Source organism: Nioella ostreopsis, from assembly GCF_004000255.1.
Taxonomy (GTDB): Bacteria; Pseudomonadota; Alphaproteobacteria; order Rhodobacterales; family Rhodobacteraceae; genus Nioella; species Nioella ostreopsis.
In genome coordinates, this window is sequence record NZ_RCIQ01000004.1 from 76,343 (window position 1) to 102,039 (window position 25,697).

Here is a 25,697-nt window from a genome sequence, read left to right on the forward strand (position 1 = left end):
TCAGCGAACCAACCGCGCCCTGTATGCAGCCTCATCGGCCTCGATAGCCTCGCGACACGACTCGGGCCAGATCTCACCGAATTCGCCAAGCACCTCCACGATCTGGCCGCGCGGGTCCAAGGTAGGTTTCAAGTGCAACAGCTCGTCAACGAGGCGGTCGTATGCTTCATTCGGGATGTAGTGATCGGGCATGTTTGCTCTCCGTTAGATCTGAATTCCCAATGCATGAATCAAAAATAATCACTGCGCAATAGTTATCTTCGATAAGTAATTGCTTACTCAGACTGGGAAATTGAAGCACCCTCTGCGCGATCAGCAATGACTTACTATTCTGGTGGCGCAGAGGGTGGACGCGAAATACCCATTCGCAGGGAGCTATTACCACGAATCCCAAAGAGATGGAATCGGTTAATTGACTTACGCGAACGAGTATTAAGATGAACCTCATTGCCGCGACAATAGCCGCTTACTCTTGCGTTCAGCCAATTGTTCTTCGATCTCCATTTCCGGAACACCCTTCTTACGTTGGCGAGATCGCCACCGCTTGTCGCTCTCATAATCACGCCTTGCTTGAGCGTCAGTGGTAGCAGGTCCGGAGCTTGGCTGAAGGCCAAAGAAAACCAAATCTTCGACACTGATCTCAGGTTCAGCACAAGGCTCTATTTCGAGATCAGCTAGCAATTGCTCGACTTCGGCCCGATCCTTGGCCCGTGCGGCCTTCTGCCGTTCATAGCGTTCCTTGTTGGTCTGAGCCTTGCGACGCTTCCGCTCTTCTTCAGTGCGATCCTTTCGATACACTCGGACCTTGCGGCCTTCGGCTTCTGCTTTCTTCCGGTAGCGCATGCGCTCATCTGCATTCCGCTGTTCTCGCCCTGGTCCTGACCGGTGTGCATCAATTGCGTCATAAGCCTGCGCGGTGAATCCTGCGCGCGCATTCTCAGCCCTAGCGGGTTTCAACTCTTCAATGGCCTTGGCAACGAGGTGGCGCATGCGGCGCATGCACTCGCTTTTTTCATCCTGCGACGAAAATTCCGTTTCACTAATGCTAAGAAGCTCTATATTATCAGTCATGTAAGTAAGTCTGTTTTGCTCACAGATGGTCAGGCCCGGTGTTGCAGCACCGGGCCGTTCTTTTGCCTACTCGGAACTTTCAACCGACCGTTCCAGAAGCTCGGCAAATTCAAGCGCAATATCCGGCGACCATGTTTTCACGGATTCCTCTGCATCACCGTGGAGGATTACGCGGAAACCGGAACCACGCCGCTTCGCTGTAAAGTTGTGATCGAGGTTCACGAGTGCGCCGATCTCAGCCCCGGAAAGGATGTCCTTGATCGACGAAGCCAACGCCATTGCGGCCTGAAAACTCATGCCGTGGGTGGGGCCGCCATCGAAACGAATGGCCACCCCATCCGAGAGACGATTGATCTCCACGCCGGGAAGACCATGACCAATGAGGCCCTGTTCCCGTGCGCTAGCCAGCAATGTCCCGATGGTAGCGGACATTGTCGCACCGCCAAGGGCCTCGCGGAGTTCGTCGAGCTTGATCACGCGCTCTTTGGGAAGGCGAAAGGATTGATGATTGTCCAAAGTGTTCTCCATATCTACTCGTCATATAGTAGCATTCGAATTGGGTGAATTCAATAAGGCTGCCCAAATAATTTTCAACGTTAAATCAATATTCACGTTCACAGATTAAATGCAAATATGGAAATAACGTTCACGACCAACATGGGAATACATTTTTTATTTCACGGGCAAATCACTCTGGAGTGTCCCTTCTGCCATTTTCTGCCGTATAGAACTGTATGTCTATTACTAACAATTCTATAAAAAGACGAAAAATTCCAGAAAATGGCAGAAGGGACACTCCTCGGCGAAACGACGATACCTCGGGGCTTCGCCCCTCGCTTGCGCGGCCCCTGCGGGGCCTTGCTGAGCGCGCTGGCGCGCGCTCAACGATTGTTATCATCTCTACCGGGGAAGGTTCCGGCTCAGAAGTCAGGCATACCCGAAACCTCTTCCGGTTGAGAGCGAGGCATACACGAAACCTGAAAATGATCCTCCGGCCCAGAGAAGGGCCGCTTCGCGGCCGCATTCGAAGGCCGACAGATCAGGTTCCGCCCCGGATAGCCGCTGCGTCATCTGAGAGGCGCTGAGAGAGTCCCTGAGCGGCCTTGTGCCGGTTTCCGGACACATGGTGCCGAAAGAGCCTTCCGGCGCTCAGGGGGACGCTCAGTGAGTCCGGAATCGGACCTAGACCTAGACTACCCCCTACCGGGGTTGAGCATGTTGCCAGGGCGCATCTGCCGAAACAACTCCTGAGCCACGGTGCTGCGCATCGACTCTTCCATCTGGCGCGATATCTGTTTCGCTAGATCGGCGTTCTGCTCTGGCGTTCCAGCTGATCCGTTCACGGTCACGGGCGCATTGATGCTGATCGAATTGCCACCGGATGAAGTCACGGGTTTCAACTGCCTCAAGGCCGGTGTGTGACCAACAAGGCCACCGTCCGCGTAACCGCGCAAGGCCAAGTGGTGCAGTGCCTCTAGGTTGCCTACGCCGATGCTACGCACCGCTTGCGCAGGCATGACATATTCACCCTTGTGGACGATGCCAGCCGGTTCGAATTTACGGCCATATCCGGTGAAACCACCTTCTGAGAAACCGAATAACCCGCTCAGAAAGCCGCCACCACCGCCAAATAGCCCGCCCGTGAACAGGTTCTGAAACAGTCGGCTTGCTGCAATCCGCGCCATTTCACTCAACAGCTGACCAAGTGCCTCGCGAAAACTCATCGCGCCGGTAATCAAGCCGGTGAATGCACTTTCGCCAGCATTCGCGATCTGGTCACGGGCTTCCTGAATCCTATTCATCCGATCTTCGGCCTGCGACATGGCACCTGCGGCACCAACATAGGACCGTGCCAGGGCGTCGATCTCAGCGCGTAGGGCCGGGGTATCAGCGCGACCAGACTGCAAGGCGGCATGCAGTAACTCGGCTTTGGTCCGGGCCAGCTCAAGAGCCTGTTGGAAGTCGCCACCTGCCGCCGATGCTGCGATGAATGCCAGCCGTTCCGCTTCCAGTTCGCGCACCTGTTCGCGGATAGAGTTTGCAAGTTCGGCGTAGTCGTCATCGGATCCCCTGCCGCCACCGCCTGTTTCGAGAGGCTCAGCCGGGGCATTTCGTGCATCTGCCGCCGCGATAGCCTCAACGGCTGCATCGCGTGCCTGTCTTTCGGTCAGGGTGGCACCGGTCTCAGCTGCACGTTCGCGCACGGCCAAGATCTCTCGCTGAATGCGCAACTCTTCGTTGCTCATGGCGTTGCGCGCGGCTTCGCCTTCATTGAATTCCCGCTGCGCGTCCTGTGCGGCCTCCCAGTTGCGCATAGATTCCGCATCTGCATCACGGAATACCTGAATAGGTGTCGGACCAGCCGGGACAGACTCAGCTGCCGCATTTGCGATTGCAGTGCGTAAGCTATCAGCCAATCCAATAGCGCTGATCAACGCGGTGCCAAGCCGTCCAACCTCCGAGATCACATTCGAGAAATCCACGCGATCAGATTCATCCATCGCGGCGAATGCATCATTTGCGGCGGTCTGTGCTTCGCCAAGTTGCGATGTGAAACTGTCCGCGTCGATCTCCCCTGCCCGGAACTCACCTGCCAAACGGCGCAAGTTACCAGCGGCGGTAGAAAGCGCTGCACCAGCTTCGTCATACCCATACGACCGGGCGAGATTTGATGCGAATTCCAATGAAGCGGCTGTCCGCTCGGCATCTTCGGCAAGCCCGAGATACTGGCCCCTCAACTGAGCAACCTCTTCGGCCTGATCCTCAATCAGATCTCGATTACCTGCCAACCCGTCGTAAAGGTCATCGCCAAGAACAGCGCGGCCCTGTTCCTCGTTCGGGAACAACTCGTCTAGTCTGGCGCGAAAATCGACCAGCTCTACGCCCGCGTCCACAAGGCCCACCACGAATCCCTGCAACCAAGTGCGCGTAGTAGCTCTGATTTCATTGAAGCGTCGTTCGATCTCAGCAGCCCGGTCGATGATGGATTCATCCAATACCAATCCAAGCTCATGCGCGCGGCCAATTGTGGCACGAATGCCTGCCTCGCCTTCATCCAACATCTGCACAAACTGTTCACCGCCGGTGCCGCCAAACAACTCATCTGCAATCCGAATTTGTCCAGCACGATCAAATCCTTCCAGCCTGTCGATAATCTCAAGCATCAACTCGCTAGGATCGTCCAGGCGCGCGGCTAGATCATCGGCACTGAACCCAAGCCGGGTGAACGCCTCTGCGGCGCTACCACGGCCCGTATGGACGAATTCATCACCCCTGAGCTGCAATTCCTTGAACGAGTCTACCAGCGCGTCGATGCTGATCCGGTTCTGTTCCGCGACAAAGCTCCATTCCTGAAACGTCTCGACACTCAGGCCTGCACGCTCAGCTTCGGTGCCGATCTCTGCGATAGAGCTGGCAATCTGGTCGATCTGTCGAACGGCACCGGATACCCCTGCCGCCGCCAGTCCAGCGACAAGGCCAGCCCCTGCGGTTCGGCCCCACCGGGTGAGGCTCGCGGCCATCCCCTGTCCAGCACGGTCATAGGTTCGCCCCATGCGGCGTGCAGACTGACTTGCGCGCCTTTCCATCTGGTCCGCACCACGCCGTTGCGCACGGTTGGCTTTGGCAAGCGCCTTTTCAAGCTTGTCAACGCGGCCTTCGATATCGACCACAAGGCCGGGAAGATTGGACATGTCTCTACCTCAAAAAATGAACAGCCCTTCGGCTTCTGGATCGTTGTATTTGCTCAGGTTGGTCTTGGCTGCGCAGGCGCGGTTCACGGCCATTGCAGCGGCAATTGCAGCGTCGATCCGGTCTGTCCTTTTGCCTTTGTGCATCCTGATCAGGCCGGACGTGTCATTGCGGGACGCAACAACGCTGTCGAAATGTTGACGCAAGGCTGCATGACCGGAATGCCTGATAAGTTCGCCGTTCACGGTGCGCTCCAAATCACCGGCGGCAACGCCCATATTGAGCGGCGTCTGCCGAAATTCCACGGTAGGCAGGCCGTCATCAAAAAGGCGCTGCATCGTCGCCCGTGCCAAATGCGGATCGAAAGCGATTTCCTGCACCTGATACGTCGCACACAGTTCCCTGATCTGGTCTTCCACCGTGCCGTGGTCGATGATCGGGCCGGGACAGATCGTGATCAAACCTTCATCGGCCCATCGCTGATAAGGAACGCCGTCACGCTCTGAGCGGCCCTTCAGGTCTTCGCCCGGAACAAAAACCCATGGATGAATCGTGATCTGATCATCATCATGTCTCCACGCCGCCACAACGGCAGTAAGGTCTCCGCTGATCGACATATCCACGCCCAGGTAACAGGACAGATCCTCAAGATCGGCAAAGTCTATGTCGAATGCTCGCCGGTCATAGGTGGCCATTTCAAAGAGCGGATCACGGCTGTTGGCCTGCCAGACATTCAGATTGAATTGCAAGAATGCGGACTTATCGGCTGGCCTGTGTTCGGCCTCATTCGCAAGTGTGCGCAGCCCTTTCAGTGACGGGAAGCCATGCGCAAGGCCGGGGTTGGCCTTGTGCCAGATTTTCTCATCTTGCCAGTCGTCATCGGGATTCGCCTGAAACAAGATCGGCAGATAGGCCGGGTTCACAATCTTTCCGGATGCAACATCACGCGCATAGGCAAATTGCTCTGCCGCCACCGTTTCAGAACCACGTCCGGCGGTGGTAGCGATGACGGTCAGGCTATCGTCGATCTTGGCCGCGCCGGATTTCAACGCTTCCCAAAGATCACGGCCTTTCCAGACATGAATTTCATCAATCAGGGTAAAGGCCGGGGTGAGGCCATGTGCTGCACCACCGTCTGACGATATCGCGCGTAGCGTCGTCTTGCCGTCCAGCATGACAATTTGCTTAGCACTGTTGAAGGCGTCATAGATGCGTGTTGCCGCCACCAACCGCTTGTCTTCGCGGATGATGTTCGCCGCTTCCCGAAAACCGATTCCGGCCTGTTCCCGATCAGCAGCGGCGAACAGCACCTGTCCAGCAGCCTCACGCTCGGGGCCGATGGTGTGCAAGAGGGCAAGCGCAGCGGCCAAGCTGGTCTTGCGGTTGCCGCGTGGCACCAAGAGGAACACCGTCTGCACAATCCTGCGACCATCGGCATGGCGCGGCCCATAGATGGCGCGCACGATACGTTCTTGCCATGGCGCAAGCTGGAATGCATGGCCGGGGGCAGAACTGTTCGGGTGGCGCAATCGTTTCAGGAAGGTAACGGCCCGTTGCCCATAGCCTAGCGGGTCCGGAATGTCGGACTCGTCGAAGACCCAATCCGGATATTGGGTTTGCTCGCTTCGATTCGATGGGGGCTGGTCAAGCAAAGATCAAACCAGACATTTACTTGCGGCGTTGGTTGCGCGAATGTCAGTAGGAATGTCAACTTGTTGATAGGTTGGATCCTTATGCGTTTTCTTCGCGTGGTAGCCACGGTTCTTCTGATTGCCCACCCGGCCAACTCCCAAGTTATTACAGAGACCCCAAACTCGGCGGATACGCTGCAAGAACTGTTCGAACGTCAGGTTTTGTTGTGTAGCAATTTGGCTGACTTCAGCCGGACTTTGGTAGATGCACCGGTTATGTTTCCAGAAACCTACCGATACACATTTGATGAACTTCTCGCCGGGCGGGACGCGAATTCCATCACTGGGAGAACTCTCGTTTATTCGATCGCGCTGCTTGAAACTCAGACTCCGATCACCAACGGAACTAACCTCCAAGCGCTTGAGGATAGCATTTCCCGAATGTCCTTCGAGTTCTGCATTGACATCACTTTTGAGTAGAAAAAAGGGAACGTTTTCCATCATCTCACTGCCAACGGATTGTCGTCGTCATCATCGGTTGCATTCGATCCGATACGCGCACGACTTGTTGGGGAAAGGCCGTATTCAGCCGCAAGCTGCCGTGCAGTCTGTGCCGCGCGGTTCTGCACTCCGAACAGCTTGGGATCTATGTCCCTGCTATTCAGCGTCCGGTTGGTCTCGATTTCCTTCACGGTGCCGATCATGACGCAGTAATTTTCCAGCCCTGCCAGATCGGCCTTGGTGATGATCCGGTCCTTGATCAGCCGGGGCATAATCCGCTTCCATTCCTCCTTGGCATAGGGGCTGAAATAGTCAGGCACCGGCGGCGCTTTTGTCAGGGCGTCGGTGGATTTTGCAGGCTTCGGCTTGATGCCGCGATTGTGGATGCTCACACCGCCACCTCATCCATGCTGTTCACGCAATGCAGCTCAAGGCCAAGTCGGTCCAGCCGCACGATCCGGGCAATCCTATAGGTGCTGCCGGCATGGATCAGCCGCATGTCGGTCGTAATCCAATCCACGGCCCAGATGCGGAACACCTTGCGGTCATCGGTGCGATCCACAGTGCCAAGGAAGGCGTCTGCGGTTTCTTGCACCAGCTCAGCGCGCAAGTTCCCTTGGACTATCCAAAGCACCTCTACCGCGCCAGACGCTTGCACCAGCTCTTCGCGCCGTTCGAATGTAAGATGTTCGGTCAACTTGCCTGCCCTGATCATGGTCATATCCTCCACCTCACAACGGCTTCCAGATCCATGATGCCGTGCGTGTAAGCCAGTTCGGGTTGCGGGTCGCGGAGCCAGATCGTGCGCGGCATATCGAATGTGTCGATCTCGATTCCGGCTGCATCGTCCAAGTTGATCAGTGCCAGTGCAGCAGCATGGCCGATGGCCTTGGCGGTGTCTGGCCCGTCTTCCAGCGCCCAGATATGCAAATCAAAGAATACCCGAGCGCAGAGCTGCGAACCGGATGCGCGGCCCAGGTATTGCGTTTGACCACCGACAAGGATCACACAGGGCGTCCTATCGGGCCGGGTGCTACCGGCGCGGATATGATCAGGGGCCACAAGGGCAGTAACAGCCGGATCAGCGATCAGCTTGGCGCGGATTGCGGTTTGCAGGGCTACGCTAGGTTCAATCATTGTGTTCCTGCATTCTTGATGGCTTTGCTGATTGCCCTCTGGATACGCCTGAAGACACGCGGCTTTGCGATACGGAAACCGGGCCGCATGAAGGGTTGCGCGTCATGGTGGACGGTGCCGAACTCCTGCAAATGACCGGTGCGCACGTCTTCATTGCCAACCGTCACCAGCGCCTGATTGGGCTTGGCCGTTACACTGCCACCACCGGCGGCATAGGGTGGTGTCGTTTCGCCGGGGCCGGTGACTTCGATGGAATCGTGCAGTTTGCCTTCCTTCACCGGAACCAAGGCGCGCATGTTGTCGGCAACCTCATTGGCACCCTTCACCAAGGCGGGGCGCAGCTCGGCTAAAACCTCAGCCGGGATAGCGCTCAGGCGCAGGTCCAGCTTTTCGGAGCCGTGAACATACTTACGCGTCATGGCCGGTCACACTCTCACGGTAAGGGCGCAACAGGTCGATCACGCCATAAGGGATCGGCAACATGCGCACGTCACTCACGGCTTCGCGCTGGCCATACCAATATGCCGCAAGCTGCAGCGCGGCTTCAGTCAGGGATACCGGAACAGGATCATGATCAGCGAAAGCGGTGCCGACAAAATTGCCAACCCACTCTTCAGCGACGGCCAACTTGTGCGACAATAGGGCGTCATCCAGATCGTGATCTAGGTTGAGCTGAGATTTCAGAAGGGTAAGGGGTGTCATCATTTCGAACATCCTAGAAATGTTATTTTCGAGCTATCTTGTGCGGTTGTCCCCCCGCCGGTCCGCATGGTGGACGCAAAGTTCGAGACCACTCCCATTCCACTTGCGCGTTGATGTCCGCAGAAGGTAGCAATGGCTTCGAGTTGTTCCCTTTGGAGATAGACTGAATGGATATTACCCAATTGACAGAAGTGCTTGGGCTGGCATCTAGTGCTGCAGGAGTTACAAATAAGGCGGCATCGACCATTGCCACCATCAAAGGGCTCTTTGACGATGGAAAAGCGCCGGATAGCGAGCAAGCAACGGCTCTTCTTAATTCTCTCGCAATTGAGCTTACAACTGCGAACATGATGAACGTTCAACTTAGCGATGCGCTCAAGGAGTTGAGCCGCGAATTGCAACGCCAGGACGAATTTGAGAAAGAGATCGCGAGATACGAGCTCTTTGAAACTCCATTGGGGGACGTTCTTTATAAACTTAGGGACGACATGAGAAATGGACAGCCGCCTCACTTCATTTGCCCCGTTTGCAAAAACCGTGATCGGTTGATTAGCTTTGTTACTGGAAACCCATATAATAAGGCGTGCCAGACAAACAGCACTCATCACTTCATCTTTCAAAAATCTCCTCCAATCCGTCTCTAATATAGATATACTGTGATAAAGCGCTAAATGCATTCGCCGGAACGCTCTTGACGTTGCTTCACACTGTTGTGGCAATGGGTGCAAAGGGGTTGCCAGTTGCTTCTGTCCCAAAACAGATCTTTGTCGCCTTTGTGGGGGATGATGTGATCGACAAGATCGGCGATGGCACCACAACGCGGCGTTGCGCAGACCGGGTTGTAAGCAAGGAAGAGTTTGCTTTCACGTTCCCATTCACGCGTGTAGCCGCGTTGCCGCGCATTGGGTCGGTTGCGATCATGGCGCTGGTTGCGGTCACGGGTTGCCTTGATCTGGCATGCGCAGCGCTGGTCATGTGCGACGGTATTCCCGCACTGGCAGACATGAGGGGGACGCGGCATTACCTTCCCCCTGCAAGTTGTGCTTTGAGTTTGTGAAGGCCGTCCCTGTCAAAATCAGGATCAAGGCCAGCCGCTTCATTTGCGGCGCGCTGTTCCTCATCCGGGCCGGTGTTGGCCTCGTCTTCATCTGCACTGCCGTGGATGGCCCTAAGCTTTTCTGTCAGGCCGTCGAATGCATGGGCGATTTCATCTGGCGTTGCGGCCCATGCAGTGTTGGGTGTCCAGCCAAGCCAACCCGTCGCAATCTTGTAGAGCCGCGCATACACTTCGGCCCAAGGCATGGGCTTGCCTTCCGGTTTGCTCTGTTCCTGATCTGGTGCTGTAGGGATCAGGCTGGTGCAAAGCGTGATGATCTGGTTTCGGGTTGCATGCAGGGTGCGTAGTGGCGCGTTGGTTACCGCGCTCAGATAGGCGTCTGCATCTTCCCGGTCAGTTGCTGATACCCAAATGATCTCGCGAATGGTCGAGGTGTCAAAAGCATCAACCCTGTTGAACAGGGCTTCGAATCCATCATGAAGGCGCTCAAGATGGGTCGCGGCCCGCAAAGACGGGCGCAAGCGCACGGTGTTGCCACCGTGGGTCAGCGTGATCACGTCATTTGCGAGCCGCGTTGTCATCGGATTATGCGGATACCTTGAGCTTGATGAAGCGATCCGGATGGGTCAGGTCGGCCCCTACCCGCTTCCGGGCATGGAAGCGCACCTGACCATTGGCAGCGAGGCTGTAAGGGTCACGCAACGTGGTCAGGCCGATGCGATCCACGATCCGGTAACCGGACATATCGCCGAACAGGATGGGGAACAGACCAGCGCCGATGTCATCCATATCCGGCATTTCGACCACCGGACGGCCCAGAAGGGTCGAAGGTGCGCCTTCGCTGATCGGGTCCAGAACCAGATAGCGGCCATTGCCGTCTTTCCACTGCCGAATGACAGCAAGAGTGTTCCGGTTCATCATCCACACACCGGCCTGCGCATGGGTGGTGGGGATCTTGTGATACATGGCAATGATCACGTCCGCAGGATTCGAAGCCGGGAAGTTGGCCGCAACGCCGGTCTTGATCTCGGCAATGTCTGCGGCGGTCATAACCCCGGTGGGCTGGTTGGTGCCGGTGCCTTTGACGAATGCCAGCCCTTCAGTCTTGGAGAACGATTCAGCAAAATCGGACAGCAGCTCGCCTTCGAGATTGTAGGCGTTGTCTTCCAAGAGGGCGTTCGACACGTCTGTGAACGTGGCCAGCTCATGCGGGGTCACTTTCACCTGTTCGAAAGTCATGCCGGATGCAGTGCGGTTTCCGGTTTCCGTCACCCACGTTGCAGCGGTGCCGGTGACGCGCCGGGGGTAGGTGATCTCGGGGGCTGAGATGTTCACCACCTTGGCGTATTTGCGGATGGGCGAGAATTCGTTCAACAGCTTGATCAGCTCGGAGCCGAATTCTTCCGGTGCCAGATAGCCGCCGTTCGCATCGGTTGCCACGGTCAGGGCCTTGATCTCTTCCGGGCTGATACGCTCTGCACCGCGCCGCAGGAAGTTTTCATAGGCCTTCCGTTCGGTTTCAGCGCCGGTGGCGATATGGACTCCTTGGGGCCGGTTGGCCTTGGCTTCCATTTTGTCCAGGCGCGCTTTGATCTCTTCGAACGCTTTGGTGTCAGCTTCTGGCGCATCATTGGCCGGAATGCCTGCGATTGCGGCTGCAATCATTGCTTCGACTTCTTCGGGATTCATGCTTTGTTCCTTACGGGGGTTGGGTGTGTCATCAGATTTGAGCGAAGTAATCTGCGCGCCCGGATGACACGGGACGGCAACAACTGAGATTTCGTGAAGATCCAAGGCCGTGATCGTGCGGCCCTTGGCGCGGGGTGTGGAGGATTTCGTGACAAAGCCGATGCTCAGACCGGTGACAGCCTGTGCCCTGATCATGGCGCGGACCTCACGGGCACGCGGCACGTCATCGACCAAGAGCTTGCCCTTGACGGTGATACCGGCGTCTGTTTCCGCGATTTCATTCCAGACGCCGATTACCTCTGCCTGATTGTGAGACCAGAGCATCGGCAGGGTCTTAGGGCAGGAAATCGCCCCTTTCTCGATTACGTCGCCAACCCGGTCGGGGATACCGAACGGCCACGCTGTGCCGGTGATTTCGCCAGTTTCGGACACGTCCAGCGCAGCTTTGAATTCCAGAACCTGAGTCATGCGGTTTCCTCCGAGAGTGCCGCAGACAGGTCGCCAGATTGAGCCGCATCGGTGACGGGGGTGCCCTTGCCGGTCCAGCGCGCATCAAGGATATCCAAGGCAAGCGGCACGATTTCTTCAAAGGGGCGGTTCTTGGCGTAAGTCTCAGTCAGGTGCAGCGCCTGTTCCGGGGCCATCCCGCCGCCGATCAGACCTAGCCTGATGATCTCGACAAGGTGCGCATTGTGGAACTGCATAGCTACCGTGCGTTGATAGAGGGCACCGATACCCATGCCAGTAACGCGTTCAAGCTCTGCGATCATAGGATCTGTCAGGGCAAAGGCGTGGGTGCCGTCGCCAAAGAATGAATCGTGTTGAATCATGCGGCTTCATCCTCAGGGGCCGAATTGTCCGGCGTGGTGATATGAGGGTTGTCCAGTCTGTCGCCGTCCGGATGGGGTGGCAGGTTGAGGCCTGCGCGCACCTCGTTCCCTGTCATGGCGTTCATCGCTCGATACTGCCCATAGGCAGTTGCACGGGTCGCGTGGTCGATGGTCAGCAGGTCGTCGGTGACAAATTCGATATACAAGCTCTTCCGCTCTTCCGGTGTCAGAAGGCACCGGGAATAGGCCCATGCCCAGTTCTTGAGCCAAGGCGAGAGGGTTAACGTCAGAAACTGGCGCATCATCTGTTCGGTGTTGCTCCACGTTCCACGGCTCAGCTCAAACAAGAGCGTAGGCGGGACGCGGAACACGCGTGCGATTTCATGAATTTGCTCAAGCCGGTTTTCGGCGAACTGTGCATCCACAAGGGTCAGGCTGAGCGGGTCATAGCCCATACCCTCGTCAAGAATGGCCGTGCCACCAGAATTGGAGCCGCCGTGGGTCTTGAACCAAGAGGCCGCGATCTTTTGCTTGGCCGGAACGTCCAGAGATTTTTCGGATTTGATGATGCCGGATGGCCTTCCGCCATTCTTGAACAGGTTGGCAACGTGCTGTTCGAAAGCAACGGCCAGGGCAATCGCTTCGCGGCCAAGGGTGATCGGGGATGTTTCGCCAAACGGGCTGATATGTAGAATGTCCTGATAGACAAAGCGGCGGGTGCCGCCGGACATTTCGACCATGTAAAAGGGTTCGCCATCATCCTTCTGGTCTGCGCGCACCTTGGCAGGGTCCAGGCGGTGCAGTTCGAAGGGGGTGCCATCATTCAGGCGCACCACATGTGCATAGCCGTTTCCAGTCAGAAGGGCGTCTAGGGTGAGCTGGGTGCGCAGCTCTTCGCCGCTTGTCCACTCGTTTGCCTCTTCATGGATCAGCTTGTGGGCCGGGTGATCGGTCTTGGTTTCCTTGGTGGCGCGCAAGAACAGCTTGGCGGGCAGGTTGCCGGTTGTTTCGCTGATCAGACCTACGGCACAGGCCACGGCAGGAACGCGCAATGCGGTTCGTGCCGAGACAGCGATACCGGACGCTGTTGGCAGAACGCCGAACAGGTCTTCGATACCGGGATCGGTCAGACTGAGCGCTTTGGTTTCGGGCTTACCAAACAGGCGGTCGAAAAATGACATTGACGGTCCACACAGGTGAAAACTGCACAGACATTATCATAATTCTAGAAATGTAGTAACATTAAAATTACCATTATGGGAGGGTTTGTGTAATTTTCTTTCGCAATTCCTCCCATGTCGCTCGCTTAGCTCAGGTCATATCGAGGCAGTTTCGCAATCGCGTCAATCTTCGCCTTGAGCGTCACATCACCATAACTGTCACCGGCTGTCCTGCCAGCATGGCCCTGAATGGCGTCCATGACACGATCAGAAATCGCGAGTTCGAGGCATAGCGTCTTGAACCTGTGCCGCCATGCGTGGTTCGGTTGCAACCCATCCGGTCGAAGGTTCTTCAAGCGCAGCCAATCGCCGATCTGATTTGAAATCTGCTTTGACTTTCGAATGTAGCTTTCGGGTCCGACGCCATTGTGAAAGAGCGGTCCTGCATTCGCATCGCGAAGAAAGTCTCCGAACCCCTCGTCGAGAATTTGCGAATGCAACGGAACATCCCTGTAGCCACCTGCCTTAACCGCCCCTGCATCGGGTGTAATACGAACGATCCAACGCCCATCCTCTTGCCGAAAATCCTCTTTCCGTAGCTGCGTGATCTCTGTCACACGCGCCCCGGTGAAGGCGCAAATGATCGGAACCCATCGCTTTGCCGCAACCAGTTGCGGCTTTTCACGAATGTAGCCGTGTTCATCTTCGTGCGGTTCATAGACGCGCGATGCCCGCAACACTTTCACCGCTTCCGCGTGGGTGTAGCCGCGCTCACGGTTATGCACCTTTCTAGGCTTGGGCTGTTTCACGGTTGCCGCTGGATTTTCTGGCAGGTGGTCTTGTTCTACCGCCCAACCAAGCAATGTCCGGATCGTGGAAAGGTAGACGTCGCTTACGGTTTTCGCAGACAGGGTTTTCATCAGGTTGTCACGCCAAGCCAGCAAGTCTTTTCTGGTGATCTTGCGCGCGTCATCATGCTTGAGAAACTTGCGCAGGCTTGTGATGGCAACGGCTTGACGCCTTCCACCATCACGCATGAATCCCGCCTGTTTCCGCATGGCGGTGTAATCAGCCCAAAGGCGCGTTAAGCTCACGCGCTTCTGCGGCTCTTCCGGGGGCTGAGCGTTCACAATGATCGGGTCTGTAGGTGTGCCAGTGAAATCACCTTCGTCGCGCTCTGCCGCCCTTGCCAGCGCCTCTAACTCGGCGTGGCAGAGGGCACGCGCGATCTCACGCCATTTGATGCTGCCCTTTTCAGCGTCGATGTTACCGGCGGCGCGAAATCGCGCGATCTCGAAGCCAACAAGCGCTTCAAGTTCCCCATCGGTAGCCCGCCCGGCAATGGCTTCCCTGAGCCGAATTACGAGTGAAGCATCTATGGAAATCGCTGAATAACGGGGATCATTGCGCAGCTCATCGTCAAAGGCGAGGCGCTGCATGTAGTGACTTAGGGCGATTTGATCTGGCGCAAGCGGATAGCGAGCTTGTCCGGACTGTGGACGCCCCTGCCCTGCCTTACGCTCCGCCAAGGCAATCTTGTGCTGCAACTGCGCGACAGCGCCGGGTAGCAGCTTGAGCGCTTCCCTGTAATCGCCGCCCAACGGGGTGCGTAGTTCAGTTTTGCCTACAATGTCGCGAAGATCTTTCGGCACCACCAGCCGTGCATGATATCGCCCGGAACGATTCACCAAGTTCCTTACTTTACCTGCCATCTTCCAATCTCCGATTGTAACCAAAACTGTAACCGTTGAACGGGCTACGGCCCTTATTTGCAAGGGTTTTCTTTGATATCAATGAGATAGGATGGTGGGTCGTGAGAGGCTCGAACTCCCGACATCTTCGGTGTAAACGAAGCGCTCTACCAACTGAGCTAACGACCCGTCGGCGGTTCTGATAGCGCGGGACCAAAAGGGGCGCAAGCCCTAAGCGGTCAGGATCTGCGCCTTGCCGTCGCGGATGTGGTGAACCACCCCCTGCCCGCCCGGAACCGAGGCCAGATCGGTGATTGGCAGCCCAAGAACGATACAGCGCAGCAGGCGCGACGTGACGCCGTGGGTGACCAAAACCGTGGGGCCGGTCAGCCCCTCCAGCACCGCCTGAACCCGCGCCGCCATCTGGCCGAGCGTCTCGCCGCCGGGGGCGGTGAATTTCCACAGATGCGGGTCGGTCGCACGGGCGATATCGGGATGGTCCGCGCGCAGATCCTGCACCGTGCGTCCTTGCCATCTGCCGAGGTCGATCTCAGCCAGGCGCGGATCGGTTTCTATTGTCAAACCCAAGCCCGCAACGGCGATCTCTGCCGTGCGCAGGGCGCGGGGGGCGTCGCTGGAAATGACCCGCACCGGACCGGGCAGGTGAGCTGTCAAAATCTGCCCTTGCCTGCGCGCCTGATGCAATCCCGCAGCGGTCAGGGGGGAATCAAGCCGGCCTTGCAGGCGTTCCTCGGTGTTCCACTCGGTCTCGCCATGGCGCAGCACCCAAAGCTCTGGAAACTCTTGCATGATCATCGCCGTGTTCCGGTGCACTCAGATCTACAGAAAACGAAAAGGCGCCGCGATACCGGGCGCCTTTCGGAGGAAAAATGGTGGGTGATAAGAGATTTGAACTCCTGACATCTTCGATGTGAACGAAGCGCTCTACCACTGAGCTAATCACCCGCCGTGGGGCCGTCTTTTAGCGGCGCTTTCGCACCTGCGCAAGAGGCCAGATCACGGTTTTTCCGGATCGTCCTCTGGCTCTGTCGGGGTCAGTTTGTCCCCCTTGTTCATAAGCTTGATTCGCGCGGTCAGCAGATCTCCGGAGGGTTTGCTGTCGCGCTTGCGCGGCATGATCTTACCAAGCCCGGGCAGCGAAATCACATGCCCGTCGTCGAGCGCCCGACCGATCGCTTCGCACACCAGACCAGCGGCCTCCCGCAGTTCCGATCGCTTCAGGTCGGACTGATCGGCGATCGCCTGCATCAGGTTCTGCATCTTGTAGGCTTTGGGCTTTTCCGAGCCCGTGGTTTCGGCAGTCTCGCTGTTCGCATCCACGGAAGAGGAGAGACTCACGATTTCTCCGGCTGACATATGGCCCCCTTGTCGGCAGTTTGTTGCTTCTGTGGAAACAGCCTAGCAACCGATGTGCCGATGCGCCAGAGCCGCGTTCAGGCCTTTTTCAGCCCGCGCTGCTGGAGGCGAGCCGAATATTGCGGGTGTCCCACCGGGGCCAGCCCATCAGTTCGGACACGGTCGTGAAGCGATAGCCCCGAGCGATCAGCCCGTCCAGCGCTGCAGGCATGGCGCGGACCGTGGCCCCGATGATGTCATGGGCCAGAATCACCGCACCCGAATGCGACCGGCTGACAATGCGGTTGGCCACGACCGAGCTGCCGGGACGGCGCCAATCCTCGGGGTCGACCGACCACAGGATGGTGGGCAGTTGCCGTGCCTCGTAGATCAGGTTGCGCTGACGCATGGACAGCAGGCCGTAGGGCGGGCGCATGGTGACCGGCGGGCGGCCAACGGTTTCGTTGATCGCGACGGTGGTGCGATCCAGTTCCCGCAGCAGCCCCTCATTGCCAAGCGAGGTCAGGCGCGGATGATTCCAGGTATGGTTGCCGATCTCGTGCCCCTCGGCCGCGATGCGCCGCGTCAGTTCCGGGTAGAGCGCCACGCGGCGACCGATCAGGTAGAAGGTCGCGCGGATGTTCCGCGCAGCCAGCATGTCCAGCAGTTGCGGAGTCAGCGTTTGGTGCGGGCCGTCATCAAAGGTCATGGCGACCAATGGCTGATCCGTCGGAATCCGGGTGATCGTTGTCGGACCGCCCTGTGTGATCCCTTCGGGAATGGTCAGATCCATCCGGGCCTGCGCATTTGCGCGGCCAATCAGGGCGGGGCTGGCCAATATGGCAGTCAGGCAGCCGGCAAATCTGCGACGTGTCAGGTTGGTTTTCATTATGTCACCAGGCAAGGCGGTTTAAGGCAATTCGGCTAGGCAACCCGCGAATCGGCTGCGAATCAAGTTGTGTCACAGCAATGGGGCACCGATCCGTTGCAAAAGGGTGTCACCTGCCCCACTTGTGTCGCCTTTGCGACACAGGGGGTTCTTGCCTTGCGAACCTGCATTGTGATTGATTACGGTTAACAACAACCTTGGGGTAAGAAAGAGCCGATGGCTCTGAAGGGGAAGACTATGAAAAAACTGATGGCTGCAACAACAGCGCTCACCTTGCTGAGTGCGACCGCGACCTATGCCGACGAGACCACACCGACCATGCCGGTTGAGATCGTGTCTCAGGACGCGATGAACACCGGCGTCGACGGCGGCATTCTGGTTCCGATCCTTGCGATGATCCTGATGCTGATGGCCGCGTCCGGTGGCGGTGGCTACCATATGCCGAACTGATCGCTCTCGCTAAAGCGAACCCGGCTGACGGCCCAGATGGGCAACGGACGGGCTTGCAGACGGCGGGTTTGAAAGGCCGATATCTGAAGCGACGCCGTAGTCGAGGCTTATGGCCATCGCGGTTGTTCAGATAGGGCGGCACACAGACCCGTCGTGAGCGATAATTCAGAACGCACGGAACACCAGCGGTGACGCTGGTGTTTTCATTTGTTTCGCGGCGTCCTCGTTGATGGCGCTCTTTATCACCGGCTCCGCCACGGAACAGAAAACCCCGCCGACAGCGTATCGGCGGGGTTCTGAAATGTTGACAGGATATATCAGCCGTCAGTGGGCGGTTGCCCCTGCCCCACCACCCGCAGCGGCCTGCGCGGCGGCGGCGGCGGCTTCTTCGGCCTCCTCGTCCCAGTCAATCGCTTCGGGCGTGCGTACAAGCGCATGGGCCAGCACATCGCGCACATGCGCGACCGGGATGATCTCCAAACCTTCCTTCACGTTATCGGGGATCTCGGGCAGATCCTTTTCGTTGTCCACCGGGATCAGCACCGTCTTGATGCCGCCCCGCAACGCCGCAAGCAGTTTCTCCTTCAGCCCGCCAATCGGCAGCACATTGCCACGCAGGGTCACCTCGCCGGTCATGGCGATATCCTTGCGCACGGGGATCTGCGTCAGCACCGACACGATGGAGGTCACCATGGCGATACCGGCAGAGGGGCCATCCTTGGGCGTTGCGCCTTCCGGCACATGCACATGGATGTCGATCTTGTCGAATTTCGGCGGTTTCACCCCAATGGCCGGGCTGATGGACCGCACGAAGGAGCTCGCTGCGTCGATGGATTCCTTCATCACATCGCCCAGTTTGCCCGTGGTCTTCATCCGGCCCTTGCCCGGCAGGCGCAGCGCCTCAATGGACAGAAGATCGCCGCCGACAGAGGTCCAGGCCAGGCCGGTCACCACGCCGATCTGATCGTCTTTCTCCGCCAGCCCGAACTTGAACCGCTTCACGCCCAGGAAGTCTTCCAGATTGTCCGGCGTCACGCGGACCGTTTCCACCTCGCGCTTGAGGATCTTGGTCAGCGCCTTGCGGCAGATCTTGGCGATCTCGCGTTCCAGGTTCCGCACCCCCGCCTCGCGGGTGTAGTAGCGGATTATGTCGGTCAGACCGTCCTCGGTCAGCTCGAACTCCTTGGCCTTCAGACCGTGGTTCTTGGTCTGCTTGGGCAGTAGGTGGCGCAGCGCGATCTCGCGCTTTTCGTCCTCGGTATAGCCCGCCAGCGGGATGATCTCCATCCGGTCCAGAAGCGGCCCCGGCATGTTGTAGCTGTTCGACGTGGTCAGGAACATGACGTTCGACAGGTCATATTCCACCTCAAGATAATGGTCCACGAAGGTCGAATTCTGTTCCGGGTCCAGCACCTCCAGCATGGCCGACGCGGGATCGCCCCGGAAATCCTGCCCCATCTTGTCGATCTCATCGAGCAGAATCAGCGGGTTGGTGGTCTTTGCCTTCTTCAGCGCCTGGATGATCTTGCCGGGCATGGAGCCTATATAGGTCCGCCTGTGGCCGCGGATCTCAGATTCATCGCGCACGCCGCCAAGCGAGATGCGGATGAATTCGCGCCCCGTGGCCTTGGCGACCGATTTGCCAAGCGAGGTCTTGCCGACGCCCGGAGGGCCGACAAGGCACATGATCGGGCCTTTCAACGTCTTCGATCGTTGCTGCACGGCCAGATATTCGACGATGCGTTCCTTGACCTTTTCCAGCCCGTAGTGATCGGCATCCAACACGCCCTGCGCGCGGCCCAGATCCTTTTTCACACGCGACTTCACGCCCCACGGAATGGCCAGCATCCAGTCGAGATAGTTGCGCACGACGGTCGCCTCGGCGCTCATCGGGCTCATGTTCTTGAGCTTCTTGATCTCGGCATCGGCCTTTTCGCGGGCTTCCTTGGACAGCTTGGTATTGGCCACCCGCTCTTCCAGTTCCGCAACCTCGTTGGCGCCTTCTTCGCCGTCGCCAAGCTCGCGCTGAATGGCCTTCATCTGCTCATTCAGGTAATACTCGCGCTGCGTGCGCTCCATCTGGGATTTCACGCGCGTCTTGATCTTCTTTTCGACCTTCAGGACGCTCATTTCGCCCTGCATCAGCCCGTAGACCTTTTCCAGCCGGTCCGAGACGGACAGCGTTTCCAGAAGATCCTGTTTCTGGTCCACCTCGATCCCCAGATGACCGGACACAAGGTCCGCCAGCTTGGCCGGATCGGTGGTTTCCGAGACGGAGGTCAGCGCCTCTTCGGGGATGTTCTTCTTGATCTTGGCGTAGCGTTCGAATTCTTCCGCGACCGGGGTCAGCATCGCCTGGATGGCCTCTGCATCGCCCTCATCCTCGGCCAGGGCCTCGGCGCTGGCCTCGAAAAATTCGGGATTGTCGAGAAAGCCGGTGATTGTCACGCGATTGCGGCCCTCGACCAGCACCTTGACCGTGCCATCGGGCAGTTTCAGCAATTGCAGCACATTGGCCAGAACGCCGGTACGGTAGATGCCGTCGGTGTCAGGGTCATCCACGGCCGGGTCGATCTGGCTGGACAGCAGGATCTGCCGGTCATCCTGCATCACCTCCTCCAGCGCGCGCACCGATTTTTCGCGCCCGACAAACAGCGGCACGATCATATGCGGGAACACGACAACGTCGCGCAGCGGCAGGACAGGATAGGTTGTATGTTGCTCGGGCATGGTGCCTTCCTTGTTCTTGGCAAGAGGACGCTGGCCCCGTCATGCGGCAGCCCTCGGCCCTCTCCGGGTGGGACACTTGAAAGTGGGGGCAGAGCCGCCCGATTTCAACAGGTCATCCCGGCTTTGGGTCGCAAGCAGTCTGCACCCCGGCGCAGGCAGGGGCAAGGCGCGAACTGAAGCAAGATGAAGGAAATGTGACGCATACCGGCCCGTCAGCGTGGCAGTTCCGAAAGGGACAGGGCCTCCGATGAGAAGACAGGCTGCAGCAGCGCCCTTTGACTGGCCCAACTGTCGCCCGGCTCCGCATCCAGTGCCGCAATGGCACGGGAGGTCAGAAGGATGCGACCCGGCCCGGTGTCAGCCGCCCGGTCCAGCGCATCGGCGGGCAGCAGCTCTGCGGGAGAGAACAGCAGCAGGTAGCCCGTGCAGATATAGCCGCAGTCATCGACGACGACATCGCCGGGACGCACCTCTTGCAGCAGCGCCGCATGGGTGACACGCCAGTAATCGCTGTCTGCCCGTGCAAAGCCCATCATCGCGCCCGCGCCATTGGCAACCCACAAGGCCAGGATGCCCGCCAGCAGCACCCGCTGGACGCCTCGGACAGGTGGCAACCGAAGCACAACAAGCAGGGCCAGAAACGGCAGCACGACGATCCAGAACTCCTTGTTAGTGGGCTCCCAGATCGTGGCGACCAGCGCATAGGTGCCCGCATGCAAAACCAGAAGCGGCCCAAAGCCGGGCGTCAGCGCCCTGCCCTTGCGCAGCAAGGCCCTGACCGACAATGCGCCGATGGCGAGAACGCTCACGATTGTCAGCAGCAGCAAGGGCCAGAACCCGAGCGCCAGGCCGGTGGCCGCGAAATGGGTTTCCTCGACCAATTGACGGCCCGCGAACACCCGCTCCAGCAAGCCTGCGGCATCTGGAGAGGCAAAGAGAAACAGGCTCGACCAGATCGCGGTGCTAAGCCCGATCAACGCCTTGACCGGAGCCAGGACCGAGAGCGGCGTCCAAAGCCCGTCAGCGGCATAGCCCTTGGCCCAGAGGATCAGCTCTGCGATCGTCCGATGCCCCAGCAGGACCCACCCAGCCCAGAGATAGAACGCCCCGACCACCGCGCCAAACACCGCCAGCCACAAGACCGCCGCCCCGATCCGGCGCGTATAGATCAGTACGATCAGCGCAGGCACCGCCAGAAACACATGGCTCTGGTGGATAAGCGTGGCGATGCCCGCCAGGAACGCCGCCAGGATCACAGCACGGGGGCCGGACTTTTCCCATCCGACCTGCCAAAGGGCCAGAAACGAGGCCAGGACAAAGGGCAAGGGCAGCGTGTAGGTGTCGGGATACATGCCGTAAAGCCAGAAGGCGAAGCAGCCCCCCATCAGCCACACAGCCCCTGACGCGCCCGACAATCCACCGCCCGCGAGACGAGCAATTTTCCACACCAAGGCTAGCGCCCACAACGCCGCCACGAGGCTGGCAACCTGCATCACCGCCAGCGCTGTTGCCCCCGGCCAAACCGCCTGCGCCACGCCGGTCAGGCCCTGCATCAGGGGCTCATAGATCAGGTGGTTCGGATGCCACTGGGCCACCCCACCCGATACGCGATCAACGTAATAGACCGCGTCCTCCCCTTCGGTGAAATTCTGCGGGAAGGTCAGCAGGTAGAGCAGACCGATCAGGGCAAGGGTCAGCCCCGGCAACAGCTTGTCGCTGCGCGTTTCAAGGATGCTTTCATCCCGATCTGTTGCCATTCCCGTCCCTCAGGCTGTACGGTTCACTGATCGTTAGCATGGTGGAATAGCCCGGCCAACACTCCCTAGCTGCGATGGTGTTAGCTCGGTCAAAGCGGCTCAATGTCGCCTTCGGCCCGCCCGGCATGGAACCGGGCCTCAAACCCTGCAAAGTCATCGCCCTCGATTGCATCGCGCATGTCCTGCATAAGCTCTTGGAAGTAATGCAGGTTGTGCCAGGTCAGCAGCATGGAGCTGATGATCTCCTTGGCGCGGAAGACATGGTGCAGATAGGCGCGGGAATAGCCGGTGCAGGCGGGGCATGTGCAGTGTTCGTCCAGCGGGCGCGGGTCGTCCTGGTGGCGGGCGTTCTTGATGTTGACCACGCCGCGCCGGGTGAAGGCCTGCCCGGTCCGGCCCGAGCGTGAGGGCAGCACGCAATCCATCATGTCGATCCCGCGCTTGACGGCGCCGACGATATCATCGGGCTTGCCCACGCCCATCAGGTAGCGCGGCTTGTCCGCGGGCAGGAAATCTGGCGCGTAGTCGAGACAGGTGAACATCGCCTCCTGCCCCTCGCCCACGGCCAGACCGCCCACGGCATAGCCCTCAAACCCGATGGCTTTCAGCGCCTCGGCGCTTTCCTCCCGCAGGTCGCGTTCCAGCCCGCCTTGCATGATGCCAAAGAGCGCGTGACCCGGACGGTCACCGAACGCCTCGCGGCTGCGGGCGGCCCATCTCATCGACAGGCGCATGGACTCCGCGATCCGGTCCCGGTCGGCGGGCAGCGCAGGGCATTCGTCGAAACACATGACAATATCCGAGCCCAGAAGCCGCTGGATCTCCATCGAACGTTCCGGAGTCAGCATGTGGCGCGAGCCGTCCACATGGCTGCGGAAGGTCACACCCTCTTCGGTCAGCTTGCGCAGATCCGCGAGGCTCATGACCTGGAAACCGCCACTGTCGGTCAGGATCGGCTTGTCCCAGTTCATGAAGCGATGAAGCCCGCCAAGCCGGTCGATCCGTTCTGCCGTGGGGCGCAGCATCAGGTGATAGGTGTTGCCAAGCAGGATGTCGGCCCCCGTCGCGGCCACGCTGTCTGGCATCATCGCTTTCACCGTCGCCGCCGTGCCCACGGGCATGAAGGCGGGCGTCCGGATCTGCCCGCGCGGGGTCGAAATCACCCCCCGACGGGCCTTGCTGCTGGTCGCTGTCACCGAAAAGTCAAACCGGCCTGTCATGTCGTCACCCATTGCTTTGGACAGGCGACTGTCATAGGCGAAATATTCGCGATGCCAAGAGAGGACCCATGAAATGACTGCAGAAGAGTCTCTTCGTCTTGGGTGGGAAGAGTGGCTGAGCCTTCCCGGCCTCGGTCTGCCCGCGCTGAAAGCCAAGGTCGACACCGGGGCCAAGACCTCGGCGCTGCACGCCTTCGACATCGAAACCTTCGGCTCGGCCAGCAAACCGAAGGTGCGCTTTGCCGTGCATCCGGTGCCCGGGCGCACCGATATCACCATCGCCTGTTCCGCCCCGCTGCGGGACCGGCGCGAGGTGACCTCGTCCAATGGCGAGACCGAACAACGCTATGTGATCGAGACCGAGCTGGATATCGGCGGGAAAAGCGTCCCGATCGAGGTGACCCTGACAGACCGCACCAACATGGCCTATCGCATGCTGTTGGGGCGGCAGGCGCTTCAGCCCGACTGGATCGTCAGCCCGACGGAAAGCTGTTGTCAGCCGCTGCTGAGCTACGACGTCTATCACTCCGCCAAGGTCAAGACCTCGGCGCCGAAACGCGCGCTGCGCATCGCCGTGCTGAGCCGGGAGAACAATTATTCCACCCGCCGGTTGGTGGATGAGGGCGAGGAGCGTGGACACACAATCGAGGTCATCGACACGACGCGCTGCTACATGGCGATCAATTCACTGGCCCCGGAAGTCCATTATGACGGCGCCCGCCTGCCCCGCTATGACGCGGTGATCCCGCGCATCGGGGCCTCGGTGACCGCCTATGGCACCGCCGTGCTGCGCCAGTTCGAAACGCTCGGCACCTTCTGCGTGAACGGCAGCGCGGGGATCACGGCGAGCCGAGACAAGCTCCATGCGCATCAATTGCTGGCCCGCCACCGGATTGGGATGCCGCGCACCGCCTTCGCGGCATCGCCCAAGGATACCGGCAACCTGATTGGCCTCGTGGGCACCGCGCCGCTGATCGTGAAACTTCTGGAAAGCACGCAAGGCAAAGGCGTGGTGCTGGCGGAAACCCGCAAGGCCGCGCAATCGGTGATCGACGCGTTCCGCGGTCTGAAGGCCAATTTTCTCGTGCAGGATTTCGTCAAGGAAGCCGCGGGCGAGGACATTCGCTGCCTCGTCATCGACGGCAAGGTGGTTGCCGCAATGAAACGCAGCGCGGCGGGGGATGATTTCCGGTCCAACCTGCACCAGGGCGGGACTGCAAAGGCGGTGCGGATCACCAAGGAGGAACGGGAGGCGGCGCTGCGATCTGCCAGGGTGTTCGGCCTCGGGATGGCCGGGGTGGACCTGTTGCGCGCCTCGGACGGTCCCAAGGTGCTGGAAGTCAACAGCTCTCCCGGCTTCGAAGGCGTGGAAAAGGCGACCGGCAAGAACATCGCCGCGCATCTGTTCGATGCCATAGAGAAGAAGGTGCGCCCGACACCTGCGCGCAAGCGCAAGGAAAAATAGGGGTGTTTCGCCGCCTTTGGCGTCGACCCATGGGCGGCCCTCCTCAACCCCCGGCTGACGCCGGAGGCCTCGTCATGCCGCGTTGCCACGGAACATCTGCGAGACCTGCGGTCCAAACCGGTCGGATGTGATGGTGGTGAGGGCAGGATGCCTCCGGCGGAGGTATTTTTACCAAGATGAATGGGCGGGATTGGCCGGCGGCTCTGGACCTTGGGGGGCGCTTTCCTTATATCTTTGCTCAACAATTGGTTTTCCAAGCCGGATGGCACGCAAATGCAAGAGCAGCTGGAGGGCGCGCCCCTCATCAAACCTTCTTCGACCGATCATCCTCTCTACGATGCGATCGTCGAGGCCTGCCGCACGGTCTATGACCCTGAAATCCCGGTCAATATCTATGACCTGGGCCTTGTCTACACGGTCGAGATCAGCGCCGAGAACGAGGTCGAAGTGACCATGACCCTGACCGCGCCGGGCTGTCCCGTGGCGGGCGAAATGCCGGGTTGGCTGGCCGATGCAATCCTGCCGGTGGCCGGGGTCAAGACGGTGAATGTCGAGATCACCTGGGACCCGCCCTGGGGAATGGAGATGATGTCGGACGAGGCCCGGCTGGAACTGGGCTTCATGTAAGATCAAGTCTTTTGGCTTGATTTTTCGAATATCAAGTCTTATGG

General features: G+C 58.9%; 27 protein-coding genes and 2 tRNA genes. 5 read left to right on the forward strand and 24 right to left on the reverse strand.

Translation table 11 applies throughout. The annotated features are described in order from the left end of the window. From EP237_RS05795 to EP237_RS05815, 5 genes are all read right to left on the reverse strand, one after another. Positions 1 to 192, reverse strand: a complete 192-nt coding sequence (locus EP237_RS05795) for a hypothetical protein (RefSeq protein ID WP_127559047.1) — start codon at positions 190 to 192, stop codon at positions 1 to 3. 252 nt (positions 193 to 444) lie between these two features. Beyond that, the gene (locus tag EP237_RS05800; protein ID WP_127559049.1) at positions 445 to 1,071 is read right to left on the reverse strand and encodes a hypothetical protein; all 627 of its coding nucleotides are present in this window, start codon (positions 1,069 to 1,071) and stop codon (positions 445 to 447) included. Between the two features lie 66 nt (positions 1,072 to 1,137). Then, positions 1,138 to 1,599: a hypothetical protein gene (locus tag EP237_RS05805; RefSeq protein WP_127559051.1), complete on the reverse strand. Its 462-nt coding sequence runs from the start codon at positions 1,597 to 1,599 to the stop codon at positions 1,138 to 1,140. 665 nt (positions 1,600 to 2,264) lie between these two features. Next, entirely contained in the window at positions 2,265 to 4,763 is a 2,499-nt protein-coding gene (locus tag EP237_RS05810; protein WP_127559053.1) for a phage tail tape measure protein, read from the reverse strand. Positions 4,764 to 4,772: 9 nt separating this feature from the next. Continuing rightward, on the reverse strand, positions 4,773 to 6,413 hold the full coding sequence (locus EP237_RS05815; protein ID WP_127559055.1) for a terminase large subunit: 1,641 nt from the start codon (positions 6,411 to 6,413) through the stop codon (positions 4,773 to 4,775). An 81-nt stretch (positions 6,414 to 6,494) separates the two neighbouring features. On the opposite strand from EP237_RS05815, the gene EP237_RS23065 reads away from it, so the two are divergent. Next, entirely contained in the window at positions 6,495 to 6,872 is a 378-nt protein-coding gene (locus EP237_RS23065; RefSeq protein WP_164744629.1) for a hypothetical protein, read from the forward strand. Positions 6,873 to 6,892: 20 nt separating this feature from the next. Here the strand turns inward: EP237_RS23065 and EP237_RS05825 are convergent, their stop codons facing one another. Genes EP237_RS05825 through EP237_RS05845 form a run of 5 tightly spaced genes read right to left on the reverse strand, consistent with a single transcriptional unit; the run spans position 6,893 to position 8,732 of the window. Continuing rightward, a complete protein-coding gene (locus tag EP237_RS05825) occupies positions 6,893 to 7,285 on the reverse strand; it encodes a P27 family phage terminase small subunit (RefSeq protein ID WP_127559059.1) in 393 nt (130 codons plus the stop codon). Beyond that, positions 7,282 to 7,614 carry a phage head completion protein gene (locus EP237_RS05830; RefSeq protein WP_127559061.1) on the reverse strand — a complete coding sequence of 111 codons (333 nt, stop codon included), beginning with the start codon at positions 7,612 to 7,614 and terminating at the stop codon, positions 7,282 to 7,284. Before EP237_RS05830 ends, EP237_RS05825 begins: the two co-directional genes overlap by 4 nt. Next, positions 7,611 to 8,030, reverse strand: coding sequence for a DUF3168 domain-containing protein (locus EP237_RS05835; protein WP_127559063.1), 420 nt, complete (start codon positions 8,028 to 8,030; stop codon positions 7,611 to 7,613). Before EP237_RS05835 ends, EP237_RS05830 begins: the two co-directional genes overlap by 4 nt. Beyond that, on the reverse strand, positions 8,027 to 8,449 hold the full coding sequence (locus EP237_RS05840) for an HK97-gp10 family putative phage morphogenesis protein (RefSeq protein WP_127559065.1): 423 nt from the start codon (positions 8,447 to 8,449) through the stop codon (positions 8,027 to 8,029). The genes EP237_RS05835 and EP237_RS05840 overlap by 4 nt, the downstream gene beginning before the upstream one ends. Further along, positions 8,439 to 8,732 carry a head-tail connector protein gene (locus EP237_RS05845; RefSeq protein ID WP_127559067.1) on the reverse strand — a complete coding sequence of 98 codons (294 nt, stop codon included), beginning with the start codon at positions 8,730 to 8,732 and terminating at the stop codon, positions 8,439 to 8,441. Before EP237_RS05845 ends, EP237_RS05840 begins: the two co-directional genes overlap by 11 nt. Positions 8,733 to 8,899: 167 nt before the next feature. Between EP237_RS05845 and EP237_RS05850 the strand changes: the two genes are divergently transcribed. Continuing rightward, positions 8,900 to 9,376, forward strand: a complete 477-nt coding sequence (locus EP237_RS05850; protein ID WP_127559069.1) for a hypothetical protein — start codon at positions 8,900 to 8,902, stop codon at positions 9,374 to 9,376. Between the two features lie 23 nt (positions 9,377 to 9,399). On the opposite strand, the gene EP237_RS05855 is transcribed toward EP237_RS05850, so the two are convergent. From EP237_RS05855 to EP237_RS05905, 11 genes are all read right to left on the reverse strand, one after another. After that, the gene (locus EP237_RS05855) at positions 9,400 to 9,753 is read right to left on the reverse strand and encodes an HNH endonuclease (RefSeq protein ID WP_127559071.1); all 354 of its coding nucleotides are present in this window, start codon (positions 9,751 to 9,753) and stop codon (positions 9,400 to 9,402) included. Then, positions 9,753 to 10,370 carry a hypothetical protein gene (locus EP237_RS05860; protein WP_127559073.1) on the reverse strand — a complete coding sequence of 206 codons (618 nt, stop codon included), beginning with the start codon at positions 10,368 to 10,370 and terminating at the stop codon, positions 9,753 to 9,755. Before EP237_RS05860 ends, EP237_RS05855 begins: the two co-directional genes overlap by 1 nt. 4 nt (positions 10,371 to 10,374) lie before the next feature. Beyond that, on the reverse strand, positions 10,375 to 11,946 hold the full coding sequence (locus EP237_RS05865; protein WP_127559075.1) for a phage major capsid protein: 1,572 nt from the start codon (positions 11,944 to 11,946) through the stop codon (positions 10,375 to 10,377). Next, entirely contained in the window at positions 11,943 to 12,308 is a 366-nt protein-coding gene (locus EP237_RS05870; RefSeq protein WP_127559077.1) for a gene transfer agent family protein, read from the reverse strand. Before EP237_RS05870 ends, EP237_RS05865 begins: the two co-directional genes overlap by 4 nt. Beyond that, positions 12,305 to 13,489 (reverse strand): phage portal protein, encoded by a 1,185-nt coding sequence (locus EP237_RS05875; RefSeq protein ID WP_127559079.1) that lies wholly within the window; start codon positions 13,487 to 13,489, stop codon positions 12,305 to 12,307. Before EP237_RS05875 ends, EP237_RS05870 begins: the two co-directional genes overlap by 4 nt. A gap of 125 nt (positions 13,490 to 13,614) precedes the next feature. Next, entirely contained in the window at positions 13,615 to 15,180 is a 1,566-nt protein-coding gene (locus EP237_RS05880; protein ID WP_127559081.1) for a DUF6538 domain-containing protein, read from the reverse strand. Positions 15,181 to 15,272: 92 nt separating this feature from the next. Continuing rightward, positions 15,273 to 15,348: transfer RNA gene (locus tag EP237_RS05885), tRNA-Val, on the reverse strand. A 42-nt stretch (positions 15,349 to 15,390) separates the two neighbouring features. Next, positions 15,391 to 15,969, reverse strand: coding sequence for a histidine phosphatase family protein (locus tag EP237_RS05890; RefSeq protein WP_127559403.1), 579 nt, complete (start codon positions 15,967 to 15,969; stop codon positions 15,391 to 15,393). 81 nt (positions 15,970 to 16,050) lie between these two features. After that, positions 16,051 to 16,125, reverse strand: a tRNA-Val gene (locus EP237_RS05895). 51 nt (positions 16,126 to 16,176) lie between these two features. Then, positions 16,177 to 16,440: an HU family DNA-binding protein gene (locus tag EP237_RS05900; RefSeq protein ID WP_164744630.1), complete on the reverse strand. Its 264-nt coding sequence runs from the start codon at positions 16,438 to 16,440 to the stop codon at positions 16,177 to 16,179. 184 nt (positions 16,441 to 16,624) lie between these two features. Next, a complete protein-coding gene (locus tag EP237_RS05905) occupies positions 16,625 to 17,404 on the reverse strand; it encodes a polysaccharide deacetylase family protein (RefSeq protein WP_240661532.1) in 780 nt (259 codons plus the stop codon). Between the two features lie 237 nt (positions 17,405 to 17,641). On the opposite strand from EP237_RS05905, the gene EP237_RS05910 reads away from it, so the two are divergent. After that, on the forward strand, positions 17,642 to 17,854 hold the full coding sequence (locus EP237_RS05910) for a hypothetical protein (RefSeq protein WP_127559085.1): 213 nt from the start codon (positions 17,642 to 17,644) through the stop codon (positions 17,852 to 17,854). A gap of 324 nt (positions 17,855 to 18,178) precedes the next feature. On the opposite strand, the gene lon is transcribed toward EP237_RS05910, so the two are convergent. From lon to tgt, 3 genes are all read right to left on the reverse strand, one after another. Beyond that, entirely contained in the window at positions 18,179 to 20,584 is a 2,406-nt protein-coding gene (gene lon, locus EP237_RS05915) for an endopeptidase La (protein ID WP_127559087.1), read from the reverse strand. A gap of 212 nt (positions 20,585 to 20,796) precedes the next feature. Beyond that, complete coding sequence (locus EP237_RS05920; RefSeq protein WP_127559089.1) at positions 20,797 to 22,341, reverse strand: hypothetical protein; 1,545 nt, start codon at positions 22,339 to 22,341, stop codon at positions 20,797 to 20,799. 89 nt (positions 22,342 to 22,430) lie between these two features. Beyond that, positions 22,431 to 23,561 carry a tRNA guanosine(34) transglycosylase Tgt gene (gene tgt, locus EP237_RS05925; protein ID WP_127559407.1) on the reverse strand — a complete coding sequence of 377 codons (1,131 nt, stop codon included), beginning with the start codon at positions 23,559 to 23,561 and terminating at the stop codon, positions 22,431 to 22,433. A 73-nt stretch (positions 23,562 to 23,634) separates the two neighbouring features. On the opposite strand from tgt, the gene rimK reads away from it, so the two are divergent. Then, positions 23,635 to 25,026 carry a 30S ribosomal protein S6--L-glutamate ligase gene (rimK, locus tag EP237_RS05930; protein ID WP_127559091.1) on the forward strand — a complete coding sequence of 464 codons (1,392 nt, stop codon included), beginning with the start codon at positions 23,635 to 23,637 and terminating at the stop codon, positions 25,024 to 25,026. A 273-nt stretch (positions 25,027 to 25,299) separates the two neighbouring features. Beyond that, the gene (locus tag EP237_RS05935; protein WP_071689805.1) at positions 25,300 to 25,653 is read left to right on the forward strand and encodes an SUF system Fe-S cluster assembly protein; all 354 of its coding nucleotides are present in this window, start codon (positions 25,300 to 25,302) and stop codon (positions 25,651 to 25,653) included. Positions 25,654 to 25,697: the final 44 nt, after the last annotated feature.

Excerpts from the sequence above, each read along its gene's own strand:
- EP237_RS05905 (WP_240661532.1), bottom strand. The coding sequence starts at position 17,404 with ATGAAAACCAACCTGACACGTCGCAGATTTGCCGGCTGCCTGACTGCC.
- lon (WP_127559087.1), bottom strand. The coding sequence starts at position 20,584 with ATGCCCGAGCAACATACAACCTATCCTGTCCTGCCGCTGCGCGACGTT.
- EP237_RS05920 (WP_127559089.1), bottom strand. The coding sequence starts at position 22,341 with ATGGCAACAGATCGGGATGAAAGCATCCTTGAAACGCGCAGCGACAAG.
- EP237_RS23065 (WP_164744629.1), top strand. The coding sequence starts at position 6,495 with ATGCGTTTTCTTCGCGTGGTAGCCACGGTTCTTCTGATTGCCCACCCG.
- EP237_RS05795 (WP_127559047.1), bottom strand. The coding sequence starts at position 192 with ATGCCCGATCACTACATCCCGAATGAAGCATACGACCGCCTCGTTGAC.
- EP237_RS05855 (WP_127559071.1), bottom strand. The coding sequence starts at position 9,753 with ATGCCGCGTCCCCCTCATGTCTGCCAGTGCGGGAATACCGTCGCACAT.
- EP237_RS05800 (WP_127559049.1), bottom strand. The coding sequence starts at position 1,071 with ATGACTGATAATATAGAGCTTCTTAGCATTAGTGAAACGGAATTTTCG.
- EP237_RS05830 (WP_127559061.1), bottom strand. The coding sequence starts at position 7,614 with ATGACCATGATCAGGGCAGGCAAGTTGACCGAACATCTTACATTCGAA.
- EP237_RS05890 (WP_127559403.1), bottom strand. The coding sequence starts at position 15,969 with ATGCAAGAGTTTCCAGAGCTTTGGGTGCTGCGCCATGGCGAGACCGAG.
- EP237_RS05900 (WP_164744630.1), bottom strand. The coding sequence starts at position 16,440 with ATGCAGAACCTGATGCAGGCGATCGCCGATCAGTCCGACCTGAAGCGA.
- EP237_RS05860 (WP_127559073.1), bottom strand. The coding sequence starts at position 10,370 with ATGACAACGCGGCTCGCAAATGACGTGATCACGCTGACCCACGGTGGC.
- EP237_RS05845 (WP_127559067.1), bottom strand. The coding sequence starts at position 8,732 with ATGACACCCCTTACCCTTCTGAAATCTCAGCTCAACCTAGATCACGAT.
- EP237_RS05805 (WP_127559051.1), bottom strand. The coding sequence starts at position 1,599 with ATGGAGAACACTTTGGACAATCATCAATCCTTTCGCCTTCCCAAAGAG.
- EP237_RS05875 (WP_127559079.1), bottom strand. The coding sequence starts at position 13,489 with ATGTCATTTTTCGACCGCCTGTTTGGTAAGCCCGAAACCAAAGCGCTC.
- EP237_RS05840 (WP_127559065.1), bottom strand. The coding sequence starts at position 8,449 with ATGACGCGTAAGTATGTTCACGGCTCCGAAAAGCTGGACCTGCGCCTG.
- EP237_RS05880 (WP_127559081.1), bottom strand. The coding sequence starts at position 15,180 with ATGGCAGGTAAAGTAAGGAACTTGGTGAATCGTTCCGGGCGATATCAT.
- EP237_RS05850 (WP_127559069.1), top strand. The coding sequence starts at position 8,900 with ATGGATATTACCCAATTGACAGAAGTGCTTGGGCTGGCATCTAGTGCT.
- EP237_RS05835 (WP_127559063.1), bottom strand. The coding sequence starts at position 8,030 with ATGATTGAACCTAGCGTAGCCCTGCAAACCGCAATCCGCGCCAAGCTG.
- EP237_RS05910 (WP_127559085.1), top strand. The coding sequence starts at position 17,642 with ATGAAAAAACTGATGGCTGCAACAACAGCGCTCACCTTGCTGAGTGCG.
- EP237_RS05935 (WP_071689805.1), top strand. The coding sequence starts at position 25,300 with ATGCAAGAGCAGCTGGAGGGCGCGCCCCTCATCAAACCTTCTTCGACC.
- EP237_RS05870 (WP_127559077.1), bottom strand. The coding sequence starts at position 12,308 with ATGATTCAACACGATTCATTCTTTGGCGACGGCACCCACGCCTTTGCC.
- tgt (WP_127559407.1), bottom strand. The coding sequence starts at position 23,561 with ATGACAGGCCGGTTTGACTTTTCGGTGACAGCGACCAGCAGCAAGGCC.
- rimK (WP_127559091.1), top strand. The coding sequence starts at position 23,635 with ATGACTGCAGAAGAGTCTCTTCGTCTTGGGTGGGAAGAGTGGCTGAGC.
- EP237_RS05810 (WP_127559053.1), bottom strand. The coding sequence starts at position 4,763 with ATGTCCAATCTTCCCGGCCTTGTGGTCGATATCGAAGGCCGCGTTGAC.
- EP237_RS05865 (WP_127559075.1), bottom strand. The coding sequence starts at position 11,946 with ATGACTCAGGTTCTGGAATTCAAAGCTGCGCTGGACGTGTCCGAAACT.